Origin of the sequence: Nostoc sp., assembly GCF_036917975.1 — a bacterium.
In the GTDB taxonomy this organism is placed as follows: domain Bacteria; phylum Cyanobacteriota; class Cyanobacteriia; order Cyanobacteriales; family Nostocaceae; genus Nostoc.
The window spans coordinates 1-11,367 of sequence record NZ_JBALEJ010000108.1 but is presented as its reverse complement, the minus strand read 5'-3'; the positions used below and the strand labels follow the sequence as shown (position 1 = coordinate 11,367).

The window sequence follows — 11,367 nt, the reverse complement described above, 5'->3', positions numbered from 1 at the left end:
CAGCATTTACAAGGTGAGGCTGTTTATGATTATGTCACGACTGCGTAGGCATAGCCCGCCGCAGGCATCGCAGCTAAACGCCGAGTTGCTGATTACGTGAATCGGCTACCAATGCAAGAGCGCCCCCGGTGGATAGCTGAATATCAGTTGCAAGGGTTGGTTACGCTCCCAGAACCACCAGCACAACAATCACCTTCACCGACTGGTATTCCCAATCCCGATATTGCTGACATTGATGAAGAGTCGGTGCAGTCCGTGATTAATCCGGGTGCGATGAAAATTCTGCAAGCCCTAGCAGCTAATTATCCTGAGTACATCAGAATTGATGGTGCTTGGATTGATGAACTATGTGATGCTGCATCTAATCAAAATATGACTCTTCGCAGTAATCATCATTTTTACCTTTCTGGTGGAACACAATCTGGGAAGTCTACGCTGGCTGGGGTGATTATCAACAAAATTGCTGCAAAATCTCAAACACCAGCAATTGTCATCGGCAGCGATCCAAAGGATGATGTCACCAGATGGCTGTGCAAGTTTAGCCGTAAGTTTGACGGCATGAAAGAATTAAAAAATTGGATCACCTTTGCCACAGACCAAATTGACAAGCAGAAAGCCAGAGTATCAATTGTTGGTGGTGAATGTCAGGGCGTTCCCGAATTATTTCTTGCTCAGGATGAAGTAGATAGTGTTTATGGTGGAGGCAAGGGACTTCCGGGAATGGTTGATGCTGATACTGCCAAAGATTTGCAGGGTTTTTGGAACTATATCATCAAATTCACTGCTGGACTTAAAGGACATGGGGTGTTTATGGGCCAGTCCCCGCTCTCTGGAGAAACCGGATTTAGCCGTCCATCTCTGAAAAACGTTTGCTTTATTGCGATGGGGCAGACATCGAGTTATATCCTTGACCATCCACAAGACTTTGTAAACGTTAAAAAGGAGATTTTGGAAGTCTTACGACAGGCTTGCGAAATGTTAGATAAAGCTGGAGTTCGATATGCCTTAGTGATTCCCACTCGGTCTAATCCTTTTGTTGCCCTAATCCCGGAATTTGATATCAAAGGTCTGGAACAAAAACAAGATTTCAAACCGAATGCTGACACTGTTAATAGTTCTAAAAATAATCAGCAATCCTCACAGCAGCAGATTGACTGGTATGAAGAAATTAGAAAATGGGCAACAGAATTAGGGAGAAGACCGCATTTTCAGGAAATCAAACAAAAGTGGCAGGAATTAACGGGACAAGAGTTAAACGAAAAAGGCGTTACCCTACTGCTGGAAAATCTCGGTTTTCCCGATTCGGTGAACTAGACTGGAATGCTCGGTATGGCGATTTGAAAAAGTATAAAAAACAAGTAGCAATCGCTCACCGAAAAACTCACAACTATTGTGTCGTTTGTCTGACGAAGAAAAGTGAAGAAATCCATCACGCTTACTACGGCAACGACATCATTGGTCAATCTACATTTCCTACGTGCTACCGTTGTCATAATGAGATTTGTCATAGTCCAATTAACTGGATAAAAAGCCGTAGTAATCCTCTTTTGGGCAATCGTAATACTGACGAATTTATTACAAGATTGAGGCTGGGATATCAATTACTTTATGGAGGGGTCAAACATTTTTAATTAGTTGAACAGTATCGTTAATTTTCCTAAAAATAAAGTTTTAAGCTAATTGGAGAAGAATTCTCATGTATAACGACGAATACGACAATTTGAGTTTTGAAGAACAATTACACCTAACTGAATTCCTTATCAGACAGCGACACAATCAGCAGATGTTCTTGCGCCGGAATGCCCAACTGTTGCAGCAGGAATTAAGCTTTGAGGCTGAATTATTAGAAGACAATCCAGAGTTAGCACAGACGATTCATTCTTTTAATATGCAAGAGATTCAATCTCAACAGCAAGGATCATTTGGTATTATGCAAGGGGATTCAACCCCTAAAGGGCAAAGTGTCTGGAGCAAGTTTTTTCCGGGATTGGGTGGGAATTAAACTCCTGACTCTTGTAGTTTTCTAGAAGCTTCAAAAGAAAATCGATTGCTATTCACTGCTAAAAGCGATTTATCTGTTCCGAAAGCCTCAATCATGTCGATTTCAGTAGAGGTCAATGCGGCAGTATATCGGCTGAGTTCCCAACCAACCATTTCAATTGGCATTCCACTATGAAAAACGACCTTTGCTGCTTCTGGATCTACCCAAATATTGTATTCAGCAGCAGGTGTAACATTACCTACTGTATTAGCAGATCCACCCATTACTACACAGCGAGGAACTAAGGAAGCAATTTCAGGAGCACGGCTTAATGCAAGAGCAATATTTGTAAGAGGCCCCAAGGTGACGAGGGTAATTTCATCAGGATAAGTTTTTAGTAAATCTATGATTGCATCAGTTGCATGTGACATTTTAGGTTTGATATGTGAATCGGGATAGTACATATTTCCCATACCATCTTTGCCATGAAACCATTCAGCATAATTACTTTTTCTGAGAATTGGTTTTTTACACCCAACATACACAGGTGTAGTAGCCTTGCTAGTTTCTAACGTGTACAGTGCATTTTTCAAACCCTGTTCAACAGAAACATTTCCATTAACAATTGTTATTGCAACAACTTGTACATCTGTCCAAGAATGGGCCATCATAATTGCTACAGCATCATCAGAAGCAGTATCTGTATCAATTAGTAGTTTACGCATAATTAGCCTTAATTGATAAGAAATACAAATGAGAATATTGCCTAGTTCGTCTCATTTTAGGCAATGTTTTTCAATTTCGAGACGAAGCGATAATACTTTGAGACACAAACTTACAGGTACTCCAAGCTCCGTTTTAGGCAAAGTTCTTTTACTGTCTATGAGCTAGAAAAATCATTTGTGCAACTTATCTTTTAATGAGCGTGGTTAAATCTCGTATCAATCTCTGTAACGGTTGCTGTATAAGGTTTTTAGCTACAGGTTGCCCCTGGTTGCATGAACCTTCTATTTACGCCGAGCCGTGTGAATTTAACAATTCATGCACGGTTCTGTAGCCGAGTCAGGGGGGTGACTTCCTGGCTTAGGCATCCACCTAATTAGGATTCGGTTGAAGCCGTGCGTAAATTGATGGCCGGAGCAGGGTTAATCAAATAAGCATAGTGTGGCTCGCCTTTTATGACACGCTCTCTAACAACGCGATAGATGAAGGACTCGCCAAACTGTTCGATAGGATATCTCTGCTGAATAAATCGAGCATACGTCATAAAGATTCGCCCATGCGGCTGTAGAACTTCCAGAGCATTTTTAAACAAGATTTTACGCATGTGAAATTCAGGATCGTACATAGATAATTCAACAACGTCCTCAGCATGAGAACAATCCCAAGGAAGTTCGGCAACAATAATGTCAAATTTTTCATCAGAGCGAAGTGGTGAGAATCCATCCCCTTCACGAATTGTAATTCTAGAAGATACCGAGTGAAGGCGTGCATTCTCTTCCGCACATTTCACAGCATAAGGATTGATGTCGGTAGCTACGACAGTTGCTCCCCTAAGCGCAGCCTGAACCGCCAAAAATCCTGTACCAGTTCCATAATCAAGCACTCGATCTCCTTTACGAATGCCAAAATTTGGATCGTCCATGCATTCGCAAATAAGCTCAGATAGCTCAGATGTTGGATAAACTTTTGGGAATACAACAATAGAAATGCCCCCCATATAGATGCCGTATGGTTCTCTAACCTGTCGTATCTTATTAAGCTTATTGTCAACTTTCTCGTTTCTCATACTTTACCTCTAAAAGTGCGTAGTACCATTCAAATGCTTTTAGTCCACGATGCTCTGTTGCAGAAGAAACGAACTCTGGAAGAAGATCACTTCCTAAATGGGGCAATACTAGAGACGCTGACATGAAGTGCCATATCCCATCAATAAGTTCCTTTGGGAGTTTTGGAATTGGAACTTTACCCATTTTAGTGCTATTTTTAATGCCTGAAATTCTAAAATCCAGCACTGAATTTATGAAAATGTTCCGACACTATTGAAAGCCGGAACTGCGTAAACTTCTGTATATTTTGAGAAGCAAAAGCTACAAGCAAGTTGTAACAATGCTTTCAAGCACTTGGCATAAGGTGTCAGCTTCTCTAGTTTTAGACCAAGTTGGATGTTGAAACATCGAATAATCAAGAGTTTTGAAAGTAGGCGTTACAAAAGTTGACAACGTGGGTCATTTTACACGTATTTCGTCATATCCCCATGTGGAAAAGGGAAGTTGGTTCGCGGAAGATGTACGCGAACTAATACCAGAGAATTAGCTTGTGATTTTAGATATTGTCCAGTATCAATCAGTCCTCCAACAAGGCTAAAAAATCAAGGTAGTTTTCATGTTTATGCAGTCTATGCAAGAGAAATTAATTGTCCAGAAAATTGTGAACCAGTAGAGTGGATGCTATTAACTACTGAGCTAGTTGATTCGGAGCAATCAGCAACTCAAATTCTCCGTTGGTATACCTACCGTTAGCGGGTTGAAGAGTATCATAAAATTCTCAAGTCAGGTTGCCAAGCCGAAAACTACCGATTAGCTGGTGAAAGTATGTCAACGATGTTGGGATTTTTAACTGTGATTGCCGCACAGCTATTGCGAATGACGTACTTGCACCGTAATTGCCCAATCCCGTGAAAAGTCAGAATTAAACTCAAGTCGCAAGTGACTCTTTCGCTGTCGCAAATAAGTTTTGTAACGGGGATTTAGACCCCGCCTAACATACTTACGGCTTGATAGAAGCTGGGGACTTAAACTGAACTATTTGAGAGTTCTTCACTTGCGAAAAAGCGACTTTGTTAAACTGAACTGTTTGAGAGTTCTTCACTTGCGACTGCGAAAAAGCGACTTGCGACTTTGTTAAGTATTTCCAGGGTTTTACTACTGGTAAATTTGCCGGAATTTATACAGGCAGAATTGCAATTAAGTTTCACCCTATTTTTGTTTTGCACACTTTGGAACAAAACTTTGGTGTTCATCCTAAATATCTGAAAACCATACACAAAGCTGACGGCTATGAATACAAATAATGATGTCCTAACGGACAATTCTAATATCGGAAGAAATTCTTTTCCCGCTAAACTCGTGGCAATCGCTCACTTGTCTAGTTAAAGACTTGGGGCGAGATATTCAAACCTGCCCCAACTGTAATGCATCATTAGTTCGAGCAGATGAATCGGAGGATGATGATTTTGATTTTGATGACAAAATTAGCCGACCAATAGCTTGCATCGGTTGCATTAACTATCATGGAGTTGAGTATGGGGACAACGTGCTAGTCTGTGGGATACACCCGAATGGCTTGGATAACGAGAATTGCCCAGATTATCATCGATGAGATTGCTCCTGATTAGGACTCATGTGATACTTAAAATTGTAAAAAATTGACCTGCTCTCTAGTATGCCTTCTCGAAAAGCCACTACTCGGATAAGCATTAGGCATTGTTATTGCCGCCATTAACTGGTATGTCGAAATGCAATACGTCTTCGCGATCGCCCAGCTTTGTATAAAGTTTAATGGCTGGATCGTCACCAATATCCGCCTGGACGAAAATGACATAAGCCCCATAAGCTGCTGCTACTTCCTGAAGCTTCTGAATTAATGCCGTTGCGATCCCCTGCCGTCGGTGTGCAGAGGCAAGGGGTATGAGTAGCATTCGCGCAGAAAACCGGGTTAATAGATATTACATGAGTAATACAAAGATTTTTAGAAGCTGAAACCCTTATTTTATCGTTGAGTAGTTACTCGATGATAAGTTTAAGTCAATGACCTTCATTATCGTCATAATCCTTACCTAATAAGGCTTTTAAGCTTAACCCGGTTATCTGAGCCGATGATACTCATACCCCTATTACGATTATTATTCTGATGCAGATTTATTTATATACTTAGACCTATTGACAAAACTTACTCACAACCTAACCTTTTCCTCTCTACATTTATTATTAATCAAATAAAAATAGTCACATTTTATACGGCTGATAATAAGTAAAAAGCTTTAGATAAGTAGTAAAATTTTAAGTGTTTTCTGATCTGAAAATATGGTAATTTTACGCATAGTCAGTTTAGGGTTGCTTTTTGCTACCTTTCCAATGTTTTTGCTGCTAACCGGCAATGGTCGATTTTTGCTCAAATCGATGGTAGTGCAGATCAAGCAGGGAATTCGGAGTTTAAAAAATCTCAAATTATGGTCTTTTAATGACCAAGAGTCTCGTGGAGCATCATCTAAATTTCCAGTTGATCCAAAGCGTAAAAGGGGGGAATCTGGTTATGTAAAACCTAACGGAATAGTATCAAAACTTTCAAAAACTATAACAATTGCTGCGATCGTTGTGGCAGCAGTAATAGCTGGAAATACTGTATCTGCCCAGGTTACGGCGTTTCCACCTCTAGCTTCTCTCAAGACTGTTTCGGTTCCAGAGCCTGATAATCTTGGAGACTTTATAAAAGACAAAGTAGCCGCCATTAAGTTAGGAAAGGCTCTTTTTTGGGATATGCAAGTTGGTAGCGATGGAAAAACCTCCTGTGCTACTTGCCATTTCCATGCCGGAGCCGACAACAGATCAAAAAATCAGATATCTCCTGGTCTGATGCGGATCAACGCCGATGGCACAGAAAACCCAGATACGGTTTTTAATGTCGGCGGTGGGCCGAACTACCAGCTCAAGCCAGAAGATTTTCCCTTTCACAAGTTGTCAAATCCAAATGATCCGACAACAGTTGTGTCTGACCGGAATGATATCGCCTCCTCTCAAGGAGTTATCAATACTAAGTTTGTTGATGTAATACCGGGTAATGCAGAAGACCAAGTAACGCTTAAACCAGATCCCGTGTTTAACGTGGGAGGTATAAATGTACGTCGCGTCGAGCCACGTAACGCGCCAACTGCGATTAATGCAGTATTTAACTTCCGCAACTTCTGGGACGGTAGGGCGCAAAACATCTTTAATGGAGTGAATTCCTTTGGTTTGAGAGATTCTCATGCTTCTGTCGTGAAAGCACAGACTCCAAATCAGCTAAAATTTGTCAAAGTTAGCCTCAATAATTCGTCTTTAGCTTCTCAAGCAGTCGATCCACCACTTAGCTCGTTCGAGGAATCTTCTGATGGTCTTACCTTTCAAGAAATAGGTGATAAGTTCGGATCAATTGATCACAAATCCGCCAGCGTTAGCAAGGGCAAGAAACTCCCCAGAAAACTTGCTAAAAAGTTATTTCCTCTGAGACCGCTAGGGAAACAACTTGTGCATCCACAGGACAGTGTTTTAGGTACAGATAGCAGATGGCCTGAACCTGGACTGAGAAATAAAAGCTATGATCGCCTAATTCAAGATGCCTTCAAGCCGGAGTGGTGGAAGTCTAATCAACTCATTCAAATTGATGCTAAGGGTGTGAGAACTTTTGTTAAGAAACCGGATCGCTCTTTGGAAACCAATGAGTACAGGTTAATAGAGTACAACTTCTCGCTATTTTTTGGGCTGGCAATTCAAATGTACGAATCTACGCTCATCGCTAACGATACCCCACTTGATCGCTTCTTGGAAGGAAACACCACTGCCCTAACTGGGCAACAGCAACGGGGGAAACAACTGTTCGAGGGTAAAGCTCAATGCAACCTTTGTCATAATGGGGCAGAACTTAGCAGTGCTTCTGTGAGTTCTGTGCAGAAACAAAGGATTGGGATTCTTAAGATCCCTAATTTCAGTAGATTCGTCTTTGACAATGGCTTTTTCAATATCGGCATCAGACCGACATTAGAAGATGTTAGTGTTGGAGGTAATGACCCATTTGGGAATCCGCTTTCGGAAACGAGACTGGCTCTACTGGGAAGTTTCCAGCAACTTCTCGGTTCCCCATCCAACACCACAGTTAGCTCTAAGGACACAATACTTGCCGATGGTAGTTTTAAAACTCCTGGACTCCGCAATGTTGAACTGACTGCCCCTTATTTCCACAATGGTGGTTCTTTAACTTTGCAGCAAGTGGTAGACTTATACAATCGTGGCGGAGACTTCCGCCAGCAAAGCGCCCTTGCCGTGTTGGGACTAACTGAAGCCGAAAAAAATGACTTGGTAGCCTTCCTCAAATCGCTCACTGATGAGCGAGTCCGCTATGAAAAGGCGCCATTTGATCACCCACAACTGTTTGTTCCAAATGGACATCCGGGTGATTCTACATACGTGATCAATAATGGTAGTGGCAAAGCCACAGATAGTCTAGTGGAAATTCCTGCTGTTGGTAGTCATGGTGGTAATGGCACTCCAAATTTCCTCGTCACTTCAAGACAGTGGTAAGTAAATAGCGTTTCCGTGTTGGGGAGCTTTTGGTGGGGGAAACCCGGCACTAAATCCCCAACACCGGAAATTATACAAAATATTGAAATCGGGTTGCCAGGTGGAGCGATACAGACTGGCTGCTAATGGCATGAAGAGCTTGATTGGAATCTTTACGTATAATTGCTGTTGAACTCTTGCAGTTGACTTCTCTACACCGCAACCAGGCAACTGCCGACGCTATTCAATTCCTCAATCCCCTTCAGCTTCACATAATCAGCGCTAAATCACCCAAACTACCCAAGATGGTAAAACCTACTACGATTCGACCTACGTTACTAATCCTAAATAAGGGACTTGCAAAAGCCTGATTTTGTTGAGTTTGGCTTTGTTCAACCCAAACTAGGGGAGCTGATGGTGCTATTTGCTAATTTGTTTAATCGGAATTTCCTATCTTCTTTCTGTTCTAACTGAGCTAAGTACTGCTTGATGAATTTGTAATCACCTCTGGCGTTGACTTTAGAGCGAGAATCTACTGGCGTTGTCGTGTTGGAGGCCAAGGCTATATCCTTAGCCTCGTCTTCCGAGAGTCCGATGTCTTGAAACCGCCAGAAGACTGGAAATTGGCATTAGCAACATATTCCATTGTTGCATGGCGATTTTTTTCTATTGATACTTCTGTTGCCGTCAATTGACTTTTTATTCAACAGCGTATTGTATAGCTGCTTGAAATTTGGGTAAGGCACGAGAAATCATTTCTTCGCTGGCAGTAAGGGAAATCCGAAAGTAACCGGGTATTTCCTGGGGTGTACCTGGTAAAACAAATACATCGTGACTTGCCAGTAGTTCCGCAAAAGCACAGTCATCTTCCCAAGGAGATCGCACCAACAAAAAGAATGTTCCATCAGGGGTATGCAGTTGATAACCCATGCCTCGCAGCGACGAATCCATCCAATCTCGCTTTTTTTGTAAATGCTCCATATTTATGTTTATTTTTTCCAAGTCGCTTAGAGCATATTGCATTAGTACGCTAGGAAAACACCAACCAAAAGCACCTGCTTGTAACATAGCGATTACTCGCCTTATTTCTTCCCGCCTGGGCATAGTGGAGGGAAGAGCGATATATCCGATACGTTGACCGGGAGCCATTAAGGTTTTACTGTAACCATATACCAAGAACGAAAATGGGTAAAACTGGGTCGGGCTGGGACAAGATTGGTGATCAAAAACAATGCGGCTGAAGGTTTCATCAGAAATCATGTAAATCACCTTGCCGTAGAGTTTAGAAGCCTCAGCTAGTATAGTTGCCAAACCCTCTAAAGTCCTAGCTGAAAAAATCTTACCTGTAGGGTTGTGAGGTGAATTAATAATTATTGCCCGAGTTCGTTCGGTAATTGCTTCAGCGATCGCCTCCAAATTTATATCGAAGGTGCTGGTATCTACAGGCACACCCACTGGAACCGCACCTGTAAAATGCACCATACGCCTATAACCTAACCACGGTGGAGTCAAAATAATTACCTCATCCCCTTCCCCAGCTACTATTTGCAGACAAATCGCCAAACCGACTAGAGTCCCATTAGTCATAAAAATATCTTCAGGCAATATAGAAAGTCCGCGTTTCTCCTGAAGAGATGCAGATACAGTAACCCGCGATTCGGGAATATTTCCCTTGTAGCCATACCAACTGGAGTTTTGTGGTACACTCCAACGTTGCAGGGCTTCTACAAACCCTGGAAGTGGCATTTCATGAGCATCACCCAAGGAAAAATCAAGGCTTTCCGGCTCAGTTCGGCGACTCATATAGGTCGCTGAAGCGTAAAATTTACTTATAGGCGTTTGGTAATCTAATTTCTTCAATAACTGTGGTGATATGAAGTGAATTTTGCCTTCATCTGTCGTATCCGGCATAACCCCAGCCTTTGATTGCTATCTGATGCAGGCAGTATAGTCGTAATTGCATACATTAACAACAAGCGATCGCATCTAGTGGTCTGCCAAGGAAACAATGCAAAAGTGGTTAGCAGAGGGGCAGAGGGGAAAGAACTTGGTATAAGCCTCTCCCCTGCTCCTCTGCACAAGCGCCGACCTCCCTCGTTTGCTTCTAAGACTTCTAATTCGAGTGAGGTTTTGCTTGGTTTTACAATATTAGCTGATAGAACGATTCCACTGTGGCGAGAGAAGAATTTTGCAGGTTCGGTGGTCAGTGAGTCGAAGATTTGTCTGTAGGTCGCGCTTTTACGGTTTGGTTCCCTGATGTTCGGTTCTAGGGGCAGGTCTGTCGGGAACGAGTCTACATGGGCGGTGGCGATGATGCAATTGGGGTTGGCTTGAATATAGTTATCTATCTTGATGTTCCAAGTCTTGGGCATGGTTGATCTAGCGATGAAATTAATAGGTTTTGACTAATGTATCTCTAATTATTATCGAATTCACTCAGAACAAGTTACTAAACTAGCCGAATTGTTGTCCCCAACGCAAAGAGTTATTTTTGTTAAAGTCCGTGAGCCGTCAGTCTGAGAACCTTGCTCAAATTCAATCAGCAGCAGCCTATTTCCCCAGCACAGCTACAGTATTTTCTTGTTTTTATCGAAGAAAGGCAGAGGGCAGAGGGCAGAAGGCAGAAGGGATTTATCCCAACTCTTCTTGCCCGATAGCGCAGCGTTAGCGACGCAGGAGCGTCACCGTCTGCGCGACTAGAAGGAGCAAGGGTTTAAGACCCCCACCAAATTGAAAATTTGGTGGCTCCTTTTCAGGAGGGGTTTGAATCCTATAAGTGAAAAGAACCTTCTGCCCTCTGCCTTCTGCCTTCTGCCTTCTTCAACGTACTGGTGTCGTTGTTTTTTGATTGCCTTCGGTTGGAGTTTGACCATTAGTTTTTTTCAACAGTCCAGGTATTATGTGATTCTCGGCACTAACAAAATTCTCTTCTCTACGTTTTGGGAATTTCAAAATTAGTCTCGCATCATCCATCACCAGCTTGGAGCCAACAAGTCGCACATCTAGTTCCCAAAAATCGCCTACACCTACCCCAAGTTCCGGCAGCAATCCTTCTATTTCGATGATGAATGG

At 42.3% G+C, this 11,367-nt stretch carries 8 protein-coding genes and 3 pseudogenes; 4 read left to right on the top strand and 7 right to left on the bottom strand.

The annotated features are described in order from the left end of the window. The first annotated feature begins 111 nt into the window (after positions 1-111). The gene (locus V7K76_RS32835) at positions 112-1,314 is read left to right on the top strand and encodes a hypothetical protein (RefSeq protein ID WP_335030394.1); all 1,203 of its coding nucleotides are present in this window, start codon (positions 112-114) and stop codon (positions 1,312-1,314) included. A gap of 382 nt (positions 1,315-1,696) precedes the next feature. Beyond that, positions 1,697-2,002, top strand: coding sequence for a hypothetical protein (locus V7K76_RS32830; RefSeq protein ID WP_334954094.1), 306 nt, complete (start codon positions 1,697-1,699; stop codon positions 2,000-2,002). Here the strand turns inward: V7K76_RS32830 and V7K76_RS32825 are convergent. Both V7K76_RS32825 and V7K76_RS32820 read right to left on the bottom strand, forming a co-directional pair. Continuing rightward, the gene (locus tag V7K76_RS32825) at positions 1,999-2,706 is read right to left on the bottom strand and encodes a nucleoside hydrolase (RefSeq protein WP_334954093.1); all 708 of its coding nucleotides are present in this window, start codon (positions 2,704-2,706) and stop codon (positions 1,999-2,001) included. The two genes, V7K76_RS32830 and V7K76_RS32825, sit on opposite strands and share 4 nt — an antisense overlap. A gap of 374 nt (positions 2,707-3,080) precedes the next feature. Beyond that, positions 3,081-3,770, bottom strand: coding sequence for a methyltransferase domain-containing protein (locus V7K76_RS32820; RefSeq protein WP_334954092.1), 690 nt, complete (start codon positions 3,768-3,770; stop codon positions 3,081-3,083). 538 nt (positions 3,771-4,308) lie between these two features. Between V7K76_RS32820 and V7K76_RS32815 the strand changes: the two are divergent. Beyond that, positions 4,309-4,653, top strand: a pseudogene (locus V7K76_RS32815) (hypothetical protein); the annotation flags it as partial. An 806-nt stretch (positions 4,654-5,459) separates the two neighbouring features. Here the strand turns inward: V7K76_RS32815 and V7K76_RS32810 are convergent. Continuing rightward, positions 5,460-5,681 (bottom strand): GNAT family N-acetyltransferase, encoded by a 222-nt coding sequence (locus tag V7K76_RS32810; RefSeq protein WP_334954091.1) that lies wholly within the window; start codon positions 5,679-5,681, stop codon positions 5,460-5,462. Between the two features lie 385 nt (positions 5,682-6,066). On the opposite strand from V7K76_RS32810, the gene V7K76_RS32805 reads away from it, so the two are divergent. Continuing rightward, on the top strand, positions 6,067-8,316 hold the full coding sequence (locus tag V7K76_RS32805; RefSeq protein ID WP_334954090.1) for a cytochrome-c peroxidase: 2,250 nt from the start codon (positions 6,067-6,069) through the stop codon (positions 8,314-8,316). 395 nt (positions 8,317-8,711) lie between these two features. Here V7K76_RS32805 and V7K76_RS32800 read toward each other — a convergent pair. From V7K76_RS32800 to V7K76_RS32785, 4 genes and pseudogenes are all read right to left on the bottom strand, one after another. Next, positions 8,712-8,891, bottom strand: a pseudogene (locus V7K76_RS32800) (AIPR family protein); the annotation flags it as partial. 103 nt (positions 8,892-8,994) lie between these two features. Next, the gene (locus V7K76_RS32795; protein ID WP_335030393.1) at positions 8,995-10,206 is read right to left on the bottom strand and encodes an aminotransferase class I/II-fold pyridoxal phosphate-dependent enzyme; all 1,212 of its coding nucleotides are present in this window, start codon (positions 10,204-10,206) and stop codon (positions 8,995-8,997) included. A gap of 176 nt (positions 10,207-10,382) precedes the next feature. Further along, positions 10,383-10,667: pseudogene (locus V7K76_RS32790) on the bottom strand (AIPR family protein); the annotation flags it as partial. A 448-nt stretch (positions 10,668-11,115) separates the two neighbouring features. After that, positions 11,116-11,367 (bottom strand): hypothetical protein (locus V7K76_RS32785; protein ID WP_335030392.1); only part of this gene is annotated, 252 nt, incomplete at its 5' end.

Excerpts from the sequence above, each read along its gene's own strand:
- V7K76_RS32835 (WP_335030394.1), top strand. The coding sequence starts at position 112 with ATGCAAGAGCGCCCCCGGTGGATAGCTGAATATCAGTTGCAAGGGTTG.
- V7K76_RS32795 (WP_335030393.1), bottom strand. The coding sequence starts at position 10,206 with ATGCCGGATACGACAGATGAAGGCAAAATTCACTTCATATCACCACAG.
- V7K76_RS32825 (WP_334954093.1), bottom strand. The coding sequence starts at position 2,706 with ATGCGTAAACTACTAATTGATACAGATACTGCTTCTGATGATGCTGTA.
- V7K76_RS32805 (WP_334954090.1), top strand. The coding sequence starts at position 6,067 with ATGGTAATTTTACGCATAGTCAGTTTAGGGTTGCTTTTTGCTACCTTT.
- V7K76_RS32820 (WP_334954092.1), bottom strand. The coding sequence starts at position 3,770 with ATGAGAAACGAGAAAGTTGACAATAAGCTTAATAAGATACGACAGGTT.
- V7K76_RS32810 (WP_334954091.1), bottom strand. The coding sequence starts at position 5,681 with ATGCTACTCATACCCCTTGCCTCTGCACACCGACGGCAGGGGATCGCA.
- V7K76_RS32830 (WP_334954094.1), top strand. The coding sequence starts at position 1,697 with ATGTATAACGACGAATACGACAATTTGAGTTTTGAAGAACAATTACAC.